General features: G+C 65.9%; 12 protein-coding genes. 6 read left to right on the forward strand and 6 right to left on the reverse strand.

The genetic code is table 11. The features are described 5' to 3' along the window. Positions 1-85: 85 nt before the first annotated feature. The 3 genes from ABWP89_RS00115 to ABWP89_RS00125 all read left to right on the forward strand — a co-directional run bounded on the left by ABWP89_RS00115 (position 86) and on the right by ABWP89_RS00125 (position 4,786). Positions 86-1,117 (forward strand): quinone-dependent dihydroorotate dehydrogenase, encoded by a 1,032-nt coding sequence (locus tag ABWP89_RS00115; protein WP_353226643.1) that lies wholly within the window; start codon positions 86-88, stop codon positions 1,115-1,117. A 26-nt stretch (positions 1,118-1,143) separates the two neighbouring features. After that, complete coding sequence (locus ABWP89_RS00120) at positions 1,144-2,856, forward strand: gamma-glutamyltransferase family protein (protein WP_353226399.1); 1,713 nt, start codon at positions 1,144-1,146, stop codon at positions 2,854-2,856. A gap of 127 nt (positions 2,857-2,983) precedes the next feature. Beyond that, on the forward strand, positions 2,984-4,786 hold the full coding sequence (locus ABWP89_RS00125) for an AMP-dependent synthetase/ligase (protein ID WP_353226400.1): 1,803 nt from the start codon (positions 2,984-2,986) through the stop codon (positions 4,784-4,786). A 71-nt stretch (positions 4,787-4,857) separates the two neighbouring features. Here ABWP89_RS00125 and ABWP89_RS00130 read toward each other — a convergent pair whose 3' ends face one another. From ABWP89_RS00130 to ABWP89_RS00140, 3 genes are all read right to left on the reverse strand, one after another. After that, positions 4,858-5,415: a hypothetical protein gene (locus ABWP89_RS00130; RefSeq protein ID WP_353226401.1), complete on the reverse strand. Its 558-nt coding sequence runs from the start codon at positions 5,413-5,415 to the stop codon at positions 4,858-4,860. Positions 5,416-5,551: 136 nt separating this feature from the next. Next, entirely contained in the window at positions 5,552-6,277 is a 726-nt protein-coding gene (gene trmB / locus ABWP89_RS00135) for a tRNA (guanine(46)-N(7))-methyltransferase TrmB (RefSeq protein ID WP_353226402.1), read from the reverse strand. 34 nt (positions 6,278-6,311) lie between these two features. Then, complete coding sequence (locus ABWP89_RS00140) at positions 6,312-6,944, reverse strand: TetR/AcrR family transcriptional regulator (RefSeq protein WP_353226403.1); 633 nt, start codon at positions 6,942-6,944, stop codon at positions 6,312-6,314. 84 nt (positions 6,945-7,028) lie between these two features. Between ABWP89_RS00140 and ABWP89_RS00145 the strand changes: the two genes are divergently transcribed. The 3 genes from ABWP89_RS00145 to ABWP89_RS00155 are packed head-to-tail and all read left to right on the forward strand — an operon-like array spanning position 7,029 to position 11,226. Further along, complete coding sequence (locus tag ABWP89_RS00145; protein WP_353226404.1) at positions 7,029-8,462, forward strand: efflux transporter outer membrane subunit; 1,434 nt, start codon at positions 7,029-7,031, stop codon at positions 8,460-8,462. A gap of 44 nt (positions 8,463-8,506) precedes the next feature. After that, on the forward strand, positions 8,507-9,637 hold the full coding sequence (locus ABWP89_RS00150; RefSeq protein ID WP_353226405.1) for an HlyD family secretion protein: 1,131 nt from the start codon (positions 8,507-8,509) through the stop codon (positions 9,635-9,637). Between the two features lie 11 nt (positions 9,638-9,648). Beyond that, positions 9,649-11,226, forward strand: coding sequence for a DHA2 family efflux MFS transporter permease subunit (locus tag ABWP89_RS00155; RefSeq protein WP_353226406.1), 1,578 nt, complete (start codon positions 9,649-9,651; stop codon positions 11,224-11,226). A 170-nt stretch (positions 11,227-11,396) separates the two neighbouring features. Here ABWP89_RS00155 and ctrA read toward each other — a convergent pair whose 3' ends face one another. The 3 genes from ctrA to rpoN form a co-directional block, all read right to left on the reverse strand. Next, a complete protein-coding gene (gene ctrA / locus ABWP89_RS00160) occupies positions 11,397-12,098 on the reverse strand; it encodes a response regulator transcription factor CtrA (protein ID WP_353226407.1) in 702 nt (233 codons plus the stop codon). A 206-nt stretch (positions 12,099-12,304) separates the two neighbouring features. Continuing rightward, positions 12,305-13,165: a tetratricopeptide repeat protein gene (locus ABWP89_RS00165; protein WP_353226408.1), complete on the reverse strand. Its 861-nt coding sequence runs from the start codon at positions 13,163-13,165 to the stop codon at positions 12,305-12,307. A 36-nt stretch (positions 13,166-13,201) separates the two neighbouring features. Continuing rightward, a complete protein-coding gene (gene rpoN / locus ABWP89_RS00170; protein ID WP_353226409.1) occupies positions 13,202-14,758 on the reverse strand; it encodes an RNA polymerase factor sigma-54 in 1,557 nt (518 codons plus the stop codon). Between the last annotated feature and the right edge of the window lie 18 nt (positions 14,759-14,776).

Consider the following 14,776-nt stretch of genomic DNA (forward strand, 5'->3'; position numbering starts at 1 on the left):
GGCGGGGGCCAGGCGCTCGCCCAAGGGTGAGGCTTCAACCTTGCAGGCCATACTGGCCGGATCGCGATGTGATTTTCCCGTGCCCATGCTTTACAATCTGTTGCGCCCTGCCCTGTTCAAAATTCCCGCTGAACCTGCCCACCGGTTGACGATCGCAGCACTGCGCCTGGCACCCCTGTCGCACAAGCCGACCATGACCCCGACGCTGTGCCAGCGCGTGGCGGGTATCGCCTTTCCCAACCCGGTCGGGCTGGCCGCCGGGTTCGACAAGAATGCCGAAGTGCCCGATGCCATGCTGGGGTTGGGGTTTGGCGCGGTCGAAGTGGGCACGGTCACGCCGCGTCCACAGGCAGGCAACCCGCGCCCGCGGCTGTTCCGGCTGATCGAGGATCGCGCGGTGATCAACCGCATGGGTTTCAACAACCAGGGTGCCGATGTGGTGGCCGCGCGGCTGCGGGCGCGGCCGTCGGTGCCCGGCATTGTCGGCGTGAACATCGGCGCCAACAAGGATTCGACCGACCGCATCGCCGATTATGCGCGCATGACCACGATCATGGCGCCACTGGCCCGCTACCTGACCGTCAACATTTCATCGCCCAACACGCCTGGTTTGCGCGAATTGCAGGACGAAGGCGCGCTGGGCGCGCTGCTGGATGCGGTGATCGCCGCACGCGGCGACCAGCCTGCGCCGATTTTCCTGAAACTGGCGCCCGATCTGGCGCTGGCCGATATCGATGCGATCTGCCGCATCGCCATCGACCGGCGGATCGATGCGCTGATCGTGTCCAACACCACGCTGGCGCGGCCGCCGCTGCGATCGCCGCACGCGGGCGAAAGTGGCGGATTGTCGGGCGAACCGCTGCGCGATCTGGCGCTGCAGCGACTGCGCAATTTTCGCAAGAGCAGCGGCGGACTGATCCCGCTGATCGGGGTGGGCGGGATTGCGTCGGCCGATGACGCCTGGGCGCGCATCCGTGCCGGCGCCAGCCTGGTGCAGGTTTACAGCGCACTGGTCTATGCAGGCCCGGGCCTGGTGCGCGACATCGTGCGCGGGCTGGAGGCACGGGTCCGGGCCGAGGGCATGGGCAGCATTGCCGAAGCGGTGGGTAGCGAATAGCCGCGCCGTCGTATAGGGTCCGGACGATGTTGTTCCGACCTGTTCACGCGGCGCTGGCCGCCGTCGCCCTGCTGTCGCAGCCCGTTGCCGCGCGCGCGCCTGCGGCAAAACCCGCGTCGGCCGGATTCCACGGTGTGGTATCCGCTGCCGATCCCCGCGCCGCTGCCGCCGGCGCGGCCATGCTGCGCGCGGGCGGCAGCGCGACCGATGCGGCGATCGCCACGATGCTGGCATTGGGCGTGGTCGAACCGCAAAGCTCGGGCATTGGCGGCGGCGGCTTTCTGGTCACCGCCGGCGCCGATGGCCATGTCGACAGCTTTGACGGGCGCGAAGCCGCACCGGCGGCGGCCGATGCCCAGTGGTTTGTGCGTGATGGCCATGCGCTCGATCATGGCGAGGCCATTCCCGGCGGACGCAGCGTTGGCGTGCCGGGCAATCTGGCGCTGGCCGCGCTGGCGCATGCCCGCCACGGGCGCCTGCCGTGGGCACGGCTGTTTGCCCCCGCCATCCGGCTGGCGCGCGATGGCTATGCCATGACGCCGCGGCTGAATGCCTCAGTCGCGTCGATGAAATCCTCGGCCGGGTTTGATCCGGCGGGTCGCGCGCTGTGGTTCGATGCGGCGGGCGCGGCGCTGCCGGTGGGCACGGTGATCCACAATCCGGCGCTGGCAAAGATACTGACCCAAGTGGCGCAGTTGGGCCCACGTGCGTTCTATAGCGGGGCCAATGCCGCGGCGCTGGCGCGGCATGTGCGCACCAGCCCGATCAATCCCGCGCCCATGACCGTGACCGACATCGGACGCTATCACGCCCGCACCGCAGAGCCGGTGTGCGCCCCCTATCGCACCTGGAAAGTGTGCAGCATGGGGCCGCCATCGGCCGGCGGCATCGCCGTGCTGCAAGTCATGGGCATGTTGCAGCGGTTTGATCTGGCGGCGCTGGGCCCGGCATCGCCGGTGGCCTGGCACCTGGTGGCAGAGGCCGAACGGCTGGCATTTGCCGACCGCGACCGGTTTGTCGCCGACCCGGGGTTTGTGCAGGTGCCCACCAAAGGCCTGCTCGATCCGGGCTATATTTCCGCGCGATCAGCGCTGATCAGCGCGGGCAGCACCATGCCCGTGGTGGCGCCCGGCACACCGGCGGGTGCCGTCATGGCCTATGCCAGCGCCAACCCGGTCGATGAACACGGCACCACGCATTTCGTGGCGGTCGATGCGCGCGGCGATGTCGCCAGCTATACCTCCACGGTGGAAAGCGGGTTCGGATCGGGGCTGATCGTCAACGGCTATGTGCTCAACAACGAATTGACCGATTTCAACTTTGCCAGCGACAGCGGGGGCAAGGAAACCGCCAACCAGATCGGGCCGAACAAGCGTCCGCGCAGTTCGATGAGCCCGGTGGTGGTCTATGACAGCGCGGGCAATATCCGCCTGGCCACCGGGGCGGCGGGCGGCCTGACCATCCCGGTGCAGGTGGTGCGGGTGCTGATCGGCACGCTGGATTGGGGGCAGGATGCGCGCACCGCGATCGCGCAGGGCGTGGTCATGCCCTATGGCGGGGCGCTGGTGGTGGAATCCGGCACCGCGCTGGAACCGATGATCCCCGCGCTGGTCGCGCTGGGCCACGCCAAAGTGGTGGCGATGCCGATGCGGTTAAAGGCCAACGCGGTGGAACACACGCCCGACGGGTGGCGCGGTGCCGCCGACCCGCGCAGCGAAGGCGCCAGCGTCGCGCCGTGATCGCCGAAGCGGGCCAATCGGCAACCGGCATTCTGTCTCGCTTGCCGTAACGGCACGCCCGGCCTAGGCTGAACGAAACAACCACAACCGGGGGCGCAACGCCCGGGGCAGAGGATCGCAGACACCCGTGCAACTGACCGATTTTGACCGCTATCCCAATCTGGTGGCGATGTTTCTGGACCGTGCGGAGACTCGCGGGGATCATCCCATGCTGGCGGCCAAGCGCGGCGGCAAGTGGACCACGATCAGCTGGGCGACCGCGGCAGAGCAGGTGTGCCTGCTGGCGCGGTCACTGCGTGCGATCGGGCTCAATCCCGGTGACCGGGTGGCGCTGGTGTCCGAAAACCGCCCCGAATGGTGCATTGCCGATCTGGCGATCATGGCCGCCGGGCTGATCACGGTGCCAACCTACACCACCAACACCGAACGCGACCACCACCATATCCTGGAAAATTCCGGCGCGCGGGCGATCATCGTGTCCACCGCCAAACTGGCACAACCGCTGCTGGCGGCGGCGCTGCGCACGCCCAATGTCGAACATGTCATCGGTATCGAACCGCTGCGCCAGATGCAGTCGGGGGCGTTGAACTATCACAGCTGGGCCGATCTGGTCAGCGGTGATGCCGCCATCGCCCGCGCCGAAGCCGACGCGCGCCTGGCCACGATCGGCCGGGGTGATCTGGCGTGCATCATTTACACCAGCGGCACCGGCGGGGCGCCGCGCGGCGTGCGCCAGCATCACGGCGCAATCCTGTGCAATGTCGATGGCGCGGCGCACGTGCTGGGCGAGGATTTCAGCTGGGGTGACGAGGTGTTCCTGTCGTTCCTGCCGCTCAGCCATGCCTATGAACACAGCGCGGGGCAGTTTCTGCCGATCGGCATGGGCGGGTGCATTTATTATGCGGAAGGGCTGGAAAAGCTGGCCAGCAACATCGAGGAAGTGCGCCCGACGCTGATGGTGGTGGTGCCGCGCCTGTTTGAAGTGTTGCGCACGCGGATCATCAAGCAAGTGGAAAAGCAGGGCCGGTTCCCGACCATGCTGATGGGCCGCGCGCTCGCGCTCACCGCGCGGCGTGCCGCGGGCAAGGGCCGGCTGACCGACCGGTTGCTCGATCTGGCGCTGGAGGTCACGCTGCGGCCGAAAATCCGCGCACGGTTTGGCGGGCGGATGAAGGCGCTGGTGGCGGGCGGCGCACCGCTCAACCCCGAAGTTGGCCAGTTTTTCGATGCGATGGGCCTGACCCTGTTGCAGGGCTATGGCCAGACCGAGGCCGGGCCGGTGATTTCGGTCAACCGCCCGCGCGTCGGGGTGCGCATGGATACGGTCGGGCCACCCTTGCGCAATGTCGAAGTGCAAATTGCCGACGATGGCGAAATTCTGGTGCGCGGCGAACTGGTGATGCACGGATATTGGCAGGCAGAGGCCGAAACCGCGCGCACCATCCGCGATGGCTGGCTGCACACCGGTGACATTGGCCATTTCGACAAGGCCGGGCGGATCGTGATCACCGATCGCAAGAAAGACATGATCGTCAACGACAAGGGCGACAATGTCTCTCCGCAAAAGATCGAAGGGATGCTGACGCTGCAACCCGAAATCGCGCAGGCGATGATCAGCGGCGACAAGCGCCCCTATATCGTCGGGCTGATCGTGCCCGATGCCGAATGGGCGCTGGATTGGGCGCGCGCCGCCGGTGAACATTTCGATATCGCCGCGCTGCAGGACCTGCCCGCGTTTCGCGCGGCGATCCGCGCCGCGGTGGACCGGGTCAATGCCGATGTTTCGGTGATCGAAAAGGTCCGCCAGTTTGCCTTTGCCGACGAACCGTTCGCCATCGCCAACGAGGAACTGACCCCGTCGATGAAGATCCGCCGCCACAAGATCCGCGAACGCTATGGCGCACGGATCGATGCGTTGTATCGCGGTTAGGAAGAGCCACCCACCCACAAGGTCCCTTGTCGGGTGGATGGGCCGGGGGTGCAGGGCGGTGGGTGGCGCAATCAGGCCGCTTCCAATTCCACAAATTCCGGCACAAAGATCGGTTCGCGGCGTGACCAGCCGGGTGCGGTGGCGGCGGCTTCGCTGATTGATTGCAACAGCACTTTGCGCCGGTCGGGGCGGATCTGTGGCAGCGCGGCCGCGCCGCAAAACGCACCGGGCAGCCACGGCCGCACCCCCGCGCCCAGCAGGCGTTCGTACAAAAAGCGATAGGCGCAAAAACCGCCCAGCCGTTCCTGCGCCAGATCGAAAATGGTCACCCGCAGCAAAGGCCCCATGATCGATTCCATCGCATCCTGGCCGTCGAACGTTCCGGGATGGGCGGGCGCATTGCCATTGGCCACGAGCGCCCGGCGCAACAGTTTCAGATCCTGATAGACGACATACTGGCTGCGGATCGATGCGGTTTCCCCGCCATCGCGCGCCCACAGCCGGAACGCATCGGTGCGGCCCAGCCCGACATCCAGGCTGCGCCGGATATAGCGCTGTTCGCCCGGCGCAAACGCGGCGAATTCGCGCATTTCGGCAAGGATCAGCTCTGCACTGGGTGTGTATGCCATGGCCCGTTACTCCCGACCGATCACGGCGGTCGCGCCATCATGCATGGCCTCGACACAATTCCGTAATCGCCAGTCAGCACCTTAGCCGATGGTGGTTATCAGGCCGTTAACCACGCGGCGGGTCGCCACGCTGGCATCATTTGCGGCGATAGCGGAAATACCAGACCTCGTGCCCCTTGGCGCGGGCCTTTGCCTCGTAACGGGTTTCGGGCCAGCCGCCCGGGCGGACCTGGAAATCGCGCGGGGTCTGTGCCAGCCATTCAAAGCGGTCGGCGTGGCGCGGCATGACCATCAGCGCGTGGCGCAGATAGACCGGGTGATCGGTGCCGAAACGGAATTCGCCGCCGGGTTTCAGCTTGGCCGCGAACAGTTGCAGCGGGCCATCGTTCATCATCCGCCGTTTGATATGCCGCGCCTTTGGCCAGGGATCGGGGTGCAGCAGATAGAGGAACGACAACGATCCATCGGGAATGCGCCGCAACACCTCCAGCGCGTCGCCGTGGTGGATGCGCACATTGCCCAGCGGCGCGCGGCGTTCACCATGGCGCCCGATCACGCCATCGACATGCGCCAGCGCCTGCGCCACGCCGTTCAGAAACGGTTCGGCGCCGATAAAGCCATGATCGGGCAGCAGATCGGCGCGATAGGCCAGGTGCTCGCCGCCGCCAAAGCCGACCTCAAAATGCAGTGGGCAATCGTGACCGAACAGGCGGGTGGCGGTCACCGCACCGTCATCCGGCACCGCGATGCGGGGCAGCAGCTGTTCCACCAGGCCCTGCTGAAACGGGCGCAGCGGTTTGCCCTTTGACCGGCCATAAAGCCGGTTGAGCGTGGTCGGATCGTGGGGAGGAACGACGGTCATGGTGGCCGGGCGATGGCAAACCGTACCCTTGCGGTCAAGCGCGCGGCATGACCCCGGCGACAAAGATGCGCGCGGCATGGCGCGCATGGCGGGCGATTTCGGCATCATCCGGCGCCGGCATTCCGCCCACCGCAAACCGCAAATGCCGGTCGCCGCGCAACATACCCAGGTATTGCCCCGCCGCCAGCAACAGATCGGGGCAGGCAATTCGCCCCGCATCCACAAATCGCGCCAGTGTGGCGCGCAATTCCTCGATCGCGGCATCGGGCCCGCTGCGGAAAAACACCTTCGCCAGCTCGGGAAAGCGCGTGCCCTCGCTATGCACCAGGCGATAGACATCGAGCGCACCGGGTTCATAGATCTTGGTCAGGAACAATACGCCGAATTCGGCCAGCAACGGTTCCAGATCATCGCCATCGCTGCCGCGCAGATCGCGCAAGGGCGCCAGCACGCGTTCGCACTGGCATTCCATCACCGCTTCGAACAAGGCCTCTTTCGACGCAAAGTATTTGTACAAGGTGGCTTTTGAGCCGCCCAGTCGCGTTGCAATGGTCGACATCGACGTGGCGCCATAGCCCTCATGGGCAAACAGCTCCGCCGCGACAGCAATGATGTGATCACGCCGCGCATCCGGGGTAGTGCGTGCTAGCCTACAGTTAGTGACCATGCCGTGCACCTAGCGCTTGACAGCGCCGGGTCAAGCATGGGAATGCCACTAGTGACCGATCAGTACACCAGTTGCGGAGCATCGATGACCTTCCCCGCTTTCCGCTACCCCAACCGGCACCGGTCGCTGGCGATCATGTGCACGCTGCTGCTTGGCGCCTGCGCAGTCCCGCCGCCGATGGCGGCGACGCCGGCGTTGCGCAGTGCCGATACGCTGGCCGCCGCCAGCCTGAACGGTCCGGATGGCAGTGCCTGGCCCGATGAAACCTGGTGGCGCGGGCTGGGCGATGCGCAGCTGAGCGCGCTGATTGAGCAGGCGATCGGCGATTCGCCCGGGCTGGCGATGGCGGCGGCGCGGCTGCACATGGCCGATGGCTATGCCCGCAGCGCCAATGCCGCACTGTTGCCCAGCCTGTCCGCCAATGGCGCCGCGGGCGCTATCAAGCAAAGCTACAATCAGGGTTTTCCGCCGGTGTTCGTGCCGCACGGGTGGAACAGCAACGGATCGTTGCAGGTCAGTGCCGGCTATGACCTCGACCTGTTCGGGCGCAACCATGCCGCGCTGGCGGCCGCCACATCGGATCGCACCGCCGCACAGATCGAGGCGCGCGCAGTGCGGTTGACCATCGCCACGCAAGTCGCGGCCGCCTATGCCGATCTGGGCCGTTTTGCCGCGCTGCGCGATGTCGCCGCCGCCGCGCTGGATGTGCGCGCGCAGACCGCCGCGCTGGTGACCAAACGCGTTATCAACGGCCTCGACACCCGTGCCGAACAGCGCAGTGCAGAGGCCGCCGTGCCAGTGGCGCGCGCCGATCTGGCCGCGGCGGATCAGGCGCTGCACCTCGCGCGCAACCGGCTGGCGGCGCTGATCGGCGCGGGGCCGGACCGCGCCGCCACGGTGACCCCGCCCGCCCCCGCGCAGTTTGCGCTGATCCCGCTGCCGCCGCGGCTGGCGCTGGATCTGGTTGGCCGCCGCGCCGATATCGCGGCGGCGCGTGCCCGGGCAGAGGCGGCGCTGGCGCGGGTGCGCGGTGCGCGCGCGGCCTATTTCCCCGATATCAACCTGCTGGCATTTGTCGGCGCGCAATCGCTGGGGCTGGCCAACCTGACCGCAACGGGATCGGAAACCGGGCAGGCGCAAGCGGCGATCAGCCTGCCGCTGTTTGCCGGCGGGCGGCTGGCCGGTGGTTATGCCGCGGCGCGCGGCGGCTATGACGCGGCGGTCGCGCAATATGATGACACACTGGTACAAGCGGTGCGCGACGTGGCCGATGCCGCCGCCGCGCAGACCGCGCTCGCCACCGAACTGGACGCCGCGCGTGAGGCAGTGGGCCGCAGTCAGGAGGCGTTTGACCTGTCACGGCGGCGCTATACCGGCGGGCTGTCCCCCTATCTGGCGGTGCTGTCGGCGCAAGAGGCGCTGTTGCGCAACCGCCAGTTGCTGGCCGATTGCGAGGGCCGCGTGCTGGCTGTGCGGGTTGATCTGATCCGCGCGCTGGGCGGCGGCTTTACCACCTGATTTACCCGATCTTCCTTTGAATTTCTGCAGGATACGAGATCCCCATGGCTGACACTGCTGCCACGACTGACCAGACCACGCCCGGTAATCCGGCACGACGGCGCGCCTTCACGCTGTTTGGCGGCCTGTTGGTGGTGATCGCACTGGTGTGGTTCGGCTACACCTGGATCACCGGCGGGCGCTATGTCGAAACCGACAATGCCTATGTGAATGCAGAGGTTGCGGCGGTCACCCCGCTGACCGGCGGGGTGGTGGCCGAAGTGCGGGTCAGCAACACGCAAAGCGTGCATGCGGGCGATGTGCTGCTGGTGATCGACCCGACCGATGCGCGCATCGCGCTGGCCGCCGCCGATGCCGATTATGCCGCCGCGCTGCGCAAGGCGCGGCAGACGCTGGCCACCGGCAGCGCGCTGGATGCGACGGTGGGCGAACGCGTGGCCGACATCGCGCGAATGCAGGCGCAAGTGGCGATTGCCGAGGCCGGATTGACCAGTGCGCGGATCGATCTGGACCGGCGCCAGGCGCTGGCCGCCGATGGCGGGGTTTCGGGCGAAGAGCTGAGCAGCGCGAAAAACGCGTTCGCCACCGCGCAGGGCAATCTGGCCGCCGCCCGTGCCGGGCTGGCACAGGCGCGCGCGGCGCGCGGGTCGGCCAACGGACAGCAGGCCGCCAATGCCGCGCTGACCAGCGGCACCACCCCCGAAACCAACCCCGACGTGCTGGCCGCCAAAGCCCGGCGCGATCAGGCGCAGATCGACCTGGCCCGCACCGTGGTGCGCGCGCCCAGCGATGGCGTGGTCACCCAGCGCAGCGTGCAGGTCGGCCAGCGCGTGACCGCCGGCACCACGGTGATGAACCTGGTTCCGGTCGAACGTGCGTTTGTCGATGCCAATTTCAAGGAAAGTCAGCTGCGCCGCGTGCGCCCCGGTCAGCCGGTGGAACTGACATCCGACCTGTATGGCGGCAAAGTGGTCTATCACGGGCGCGTGGTCGGGTTTTCGGGCGGCACCGGATCGGCGCTGGCGGTGATACCGGCGCAAAACGCCACCGGCAACTGGATCAAGGTGGTGCAGCGCCTGCCGGTACGGATCACGCTTGATCGGGCCGAACTGGCGCAACACCCGCTGCGCATGGGGCTGTCGATGGACGCCACGATCGATACCGGCAGCAACTGAGGCGCGCGCAAATGGCCGGACCCGCACCCCAGTTTGCCCCGCCTACCGCACCCCCGCTGCAGGGCGGGATGATGCTGCTGGCGGCGTTTGCACTGGCGCTGTCGAACTTTGTGGTGGTGCTCGACATCACCATCGCCAATGTGTCGGTCCCGCACATTTCGGGCAGCATCGGGGTATCCCCCAGCCAGGGCACCTGGGTGATCACGTCTTATGCCGTGGCAGAGGCGATTTGCGTGCCGTTGACCGGGTGGCTGGCCGCGCGGTTTGGCGCGGTGCGCGTGTTTTTGCTGTCACTGGCCGGATTCGGGCTGTTTTCGCTGTTGTGCGGGCTGTCGCGCAGTCTGGAGGCGCTGATCGCGTTCCGGGTGATGCAGGGGCTGTGCGGGGCGCCGATCATGCCGATGTCGCAAACGCTGCTGATGCGCATTTTCCCCCCGCAAAAGGCCAGCGCCGCGCTGGGCCTGTGGGCGATGACCACGGTTTCCGCCCCGATCGCCGGGCCTATTCTGGGCGGGCTGATATCCGACAATCTGTCGTGGCACTGGATCTTTTTCATCAATCTGCCGATCGTGGCGGTGTGCGCCGCGGTCACGCTGCGGCTGGTCCGCCGGTACGAAACGCCGACGGTCAAAAACCCGGTCGATTTCGTCGGTCTGGCGCTGGTGGTGGTGTGGGTCGGGGCGTTGCAGATCATGCTCGATACCGGGCGTGAGGCGGACTGGTTTGCCAGCGACACGATCTGGATACTGGCCATCGTCGCAGTGGTGGGTTTTGTCGCGTTCCTGATCTGGGAACTGACCGAGCGCAATCCGATTGTCGATCTGTCGGTGTTTCGCCATCGCGGGTTTACCATCGCGGTGATCACGCAAAGCGTATCCTATGCCGCATTCTTTGCCATGGTCGTACTGACACCGTTGTTTTTGCAGACCAATCTGGATTACACCGCGACCGTCGCCGGGCAGGCGATGGGCTTTATGGGTGTGCTGGCGGTGGTGATGTCGCCGATCGTGGCGGCGATGACGACCAAAGTCGATGTGCGCGCGCTGATCTGTTTCGGCGTCACCTGGCTGGCGGCGATGGCGCTGCTGCGCACGGAATGGGCGAGCACCATGGGCTTTTTCGACATCGCCATGCCGCAATTCCTGCAAGGGTTCGGCATGCCGTTCTTTTTCGTCGGCACCACCACGCTGGCGCTTGGATCGGTGAGCCCGCGCGAAACCGCATCCGCCGCCGGCATCCAGAATTTCATGCGCACGCTGTCGGGCGCATTTGCCACATCGCTGACGACGACGATGTGGGATTATGAAACCAAATATGCCCACGCTGAACTGACCGGGATCATCCACCCGCCCGCCGACATGATGGCACGCGGCCTGACCGGCCGCATCATGCTGGACCGCATGGTCACCGTCGAAGCGGTCACCCTGGCCACCAACACCGTGTTCCTGACGTGCGCGGGCGTGCTGTCAGTGGCGGCGTGCTTCATCTGGCTAGCGCCAAAGCCGAAGCCGCGGGTGGCACCGGCAGGACCGCTGGCACAGGCGAAAGACGCGGCGGACGTCGATCTGGACATGGCCCTCACGCATTGAGTCGGGCTCACTGCCGAGCCTCTCCCTCGTCATTCCTGCGAAGGCAGGAATGACGAGGGAGGGGGGTGTAGACCGCGGTATACCAACCAAAAAAAGACCCGCCAGCAGGCGGGTCATTTTCCAGGGAGTATACACACCGGGGCACGCCAGAGCCCCGGTGAAGCGGCCGGTCAGGCCGCTTCGGTTGCCGGTACTTCTTCGGGATCGCGCAGCACATAGCCGCGGCCCCAGACCGTTTCGATATAGTTGTCACCGCCGCAGGCATGCGCCAGTTTCTTGCGCAGTTTGCAGATGAACACGTCGATGATTTTCAGTTCGGGTTCGTCCATGCCGCCATACAGGTGGTTCAGGAACATTTCCTTGGTCAGCGTCGTGCCCTTGCGCAGCGACAGCAGTTCCAGCATCGCGTATTCCTTGCCCGTCAGGTGGACGCGCGCGCTGTCGACTTCGACCGTTTTGGCATCGAGGTTGACCGACAGTTTGCCGGTGCGGATGACCGATTGCGAATGGCCCTTTGACCGGCGCACCACGGCATGGATGCGGGCGATCAGTTCTTCACGGTGGAACGGCTTGGTCACATAATCATCGGCGCCAAACCCGAACGAGCGCACTTTGCTGTCCATTTCGGAAATGCCCGACAGGATCAGCACCGGCGTCTGCACTTTGGCGACGCGCAGTTTTTTCAACACATCGTACCCGTGCATGTCGGGCAAGTTGAGATCCAGCAGAATGATGTCGTAATCATACAGCTTGCCGAGATCGAGGCCTTCTTCCCCCAAGTCGGTAGAATAGACATTGAACCCTTCTGCAGACAGCATCAGTTCAATTGCCTTGGCCGTGGTCGGCTCGTCCTCGATCAGCAGAACCCGCATTGATCAATCCCTTCTTGCCATTACCCCCGATGGCTGCGTTCCCCGGCAAAAGGGACGCGCCGTCCATTAACCATATGACCTATGAACATGAAAGGTTAATTTATGGTATAGAGTAAACACCCCACGGTTTCGTAAAGGGCCACATTGGGGAGAATGCGTAAGGCTTTTGGCTGCACTGACGTACAGTCAGACCGCCTGCCGCGCCATCACCGCTCCGACGCGTCGGATGGCGCAGGCTGGGGCACATCTTCGACCGCACGCATCGGTGCCCCGATCAGGCCGGGCAGCGTCGCGCCACCAGGGCGCCTGGCAGGACGCGCACCAGGCTTGGTGGCGGGCGCAATGGGCACTGCCTTGGCCGGCACGCTTTCGGGCGGGATATAGCGCACATCGGCCAGCCGTTTGTCGACCTTGATATGGTGGCGCGCGCCAACCGTCTTGATCACCGCGCGGATGTCGGCGGTATAGGGCGCATCGGGCGGGGTATCCGCCAACAACGCCAGCCAGCCGTTGATCGCGCGGCGGTGCTGCCCTGCCAGATCCCAGCCCACCGCGCGGTAATAGCGTGCGCGCGCATCTTTGGGGTCCAGCCGGATCGCGGTGTCGAACGCCGCGCGCGCCTCGTGCGGCATGCGCCGCTGGCCTTTGCGCGCCTGCAACAGCGCCTCACCCAGAAACGAAAAGGTGCGCGCGTTGGTCGGATCGATAAACGTCGCCTGGCGCAGCGCGTCGGCGCTTTGGGTAAACTGGTCACGCTGAAAATACGACCAGCCCAGCGTGCGCCAGGCATCGGCATCATCGGGCGTTTCGGCCACCTGCCGTTGCAACCGGGTAATTTCGTCTTCGACCGTGGCGCTTTGCGTTTCGCGCGGCGCCGGGGCGGCCACCATCGGCAGCCCTGCGCTTTGCCGCTGGTTGCGGTAAATCGCCACGCCGGAAACCCCGATCGCGCCAACCACCGCCAGCCCCACCGCCAGCCGCCGCAGAACACCGCCCAGCGTCAACGCCGGCGGCACTGGCGCACCCGAGCGGGCATCGACATCGGGCACTGGATCGGCCTCGGTCATGCTCTGGTCCCCAGTGCGCGTGGTTGTTCACGCCAATCATGCATGGGCGCCGGCCCCCTGGCCCGCTGCCGTCCGCCCCAGCGCCTTTTGCCGCCGGCGCTGTACCGAACTGCCCAGCCCGATCGCTTCGCGGTACTTGGCCACGGTGCGTCGCGCCAGATCAAACCCGCGCGCTTTCAACAGATCGACCAGCGTATCGTCCGACAGCACCGCCGCCGCATCCTCCGCATCGATCAGCTGGCGGATCGCGGCCTTGACCGCCTCGGCCGAAACGGTGCCCTCTCCATCCGACGATGCGACGCCCGAGGTGAAAAAGTATTTCAATTCAAACGTGCCGCGCGCGCAATGAAGGTATTTGTTGGAGGTCACCCGGCTGACCGTCGATTCGTGCAGCGCCACGGTTTCGGCCACCGCGCGCAGCGTCAGCGGGCGCAAATGCGACACCCCGTGGCGGAAAAATCCATCCTGTTGCCGCACGATTTCGCTCGCCACCTTTAAAATGGTCTTTTGCCGCTGGTCCAGCGCTTTCAGCAGCCAGTTGGCATCGGCCAGCCGTTCGCTCAGCCAGGCGCGCGCATCTCTGGTTACACAGGCGCCGCGCATTTCGACAAAATAGCTGCGGTTGACGATCAGCCGCGGCAGGGTGGCCTGGTTGATGGCAATGTCGAACCCGCTGGCACCGTCGGCGGTAATCACGCTGCGCACCAGAATATCGGGCACGATCGATTCCGCCACCCCGCCACCAAATTTCAGCCCGGGCTTGGGGTCATAACCGCGCAATTCGGTCAGCATGTCGGCAAAATCGTCTTCATCAACCCCGCACATGCGGCGCAACCGCGCCAGTTCCCCCCGGCCGATCAGATCAAGATTGTCCAGCAATCGCGCCATGCACGGGTCATAACGGTCGGCCTCTTTGGCCTGCAGCGCCAGACATTCGCCCAGGTCGCGCGCGCCCACCCCGGTCGGATCAAGCGTGTGGATCAGCGCCAGCGCTGCCTCTACACTTGGCACCGGCACCCCCAGCATCTGCGCCGCCTCTGTCAGCGGTTGCAGCAGATAACCTGCATCGTCGATCTGGTCGATCAGCCAGCGGGCGATGAACAGCAATTGTGCATCGCGGGTGACCGCGCCGATCTGCGCATGCAGGTGTTCGGCCAGGCTGGCTTCGCCGCCGCCATGCGATTCGATCCCCGGACCTTCATCGCCTTCACCTGCGCCACTGCCGCCGCCGGCGCTCCAGTCGCCGCTGTCGGCGACGGCCGCACGTTCGCCGCCGTCGCCGGTATCGCGGTCGCGGTCGAGCGTGGCGGGATCGATGTCGAGCGGGCGATCTTCGGCCGCGCGGCCCTCACCCACCAGCTGGTCGACCGGCGATGATTCCAGATGGGTGCGGCGCAGATCGGGATTGACCGGCACATCGGCGGGTTCACCGGCATCGGCCATGTCGAGCAGCGGATTGGCATCCAGCGCCTCACCGATAAAGGCTTCGACTTCAAGATTGGACAGCGTCAGCAGCTTGATCGCCTGCTGCAACTGCGGGGTCATCACCAGCGACTGCGTCTGGCGAATGTCCAGTCTGGGCCCTAGTACCACGGTGTCAAACCCACTGCG

Origin of the sequence: Novosphingobium sp. (genome assembly GCF_040398825.1) — a bacterium.
Lineage (GTDB): Bacteria > Pseudomonadota > Alphaproteobacteria > Sphingomonadales > Sphingomonadaceae > Novosphingobium.

Bases quoted from the DNA above. Each gene is read 5' to 3' on its own strand.
- ABWP89_RS00115 (WP_353226643.1), top strand. From the start codon at position 86: ATGCTTTACAATCTGTTGCGCCCTGCCCTGTTCAAAATTCCCGCTGAA.
- ABWP89_RS00120 (WP_353226399.1), top strand. From the start codon at position 1,144: ATGTTGTTCCGACCTGTTCACGCGGCGCTGGCCGCCGTCGCCCTGCTG.
- ABWP89_RS00130 (WP_353226401.1), bottom strand. From the start codon at position 5,415: ATGGCATACACACCCAGTGCAGAGCTGATCCTTGCCGAAATGCGCGAA.
- trmB (WP_353226402.1), bottom strand. From the start codon at position 6,277: ATGACCGTCGTTCCTCCCCACGATCCGACCACGCTCAACCGGCTTTAT.
- ABWP89_RS00140 (WP_353226403.1), bottom strand. From the start codon at position 6,944: ATGGTCACTAACTGTAGGCTAGCACGCACTACCCCGGATGCGCGGCGT.
- ABWP89_RS00145 (WP_353226404.1), top strand. From the start codon at position 7,029: ATGACCTTCCCCGCTTTCCGCTACCCCAACCGGCACCGGTCGCTGGCG.
- ABWP89_RS00150 (WP_353226405.1), top strand. From the start codon at position 8,507: ATGGCTGACACTGCTGCCACGACTGACCAGACCACGCCCGGTAATCCG.
- ABWP89_RS00155 (WP_353226406.1), top strand. From the start codon at position 9,649: ATGGCCGGACCCGCACCCCAGTTTGCCCCGCCTACCGCACCCCCGCTG.
- ctrA (WP_353226407.1), bottom strand. From the start codon at position 12,098: ATGCGGGTTCTGCTGATCGAGGACGAGCCGACCACGGCCAAGGCAATT.
- ABWP89_RS00165 (WP_353226408.1), bottom strand. From the start codon at position 13,165: ATGACCGAGGCCGATCCAGTGCCCGATGTCGATGCCCGCTCGGGTGCG.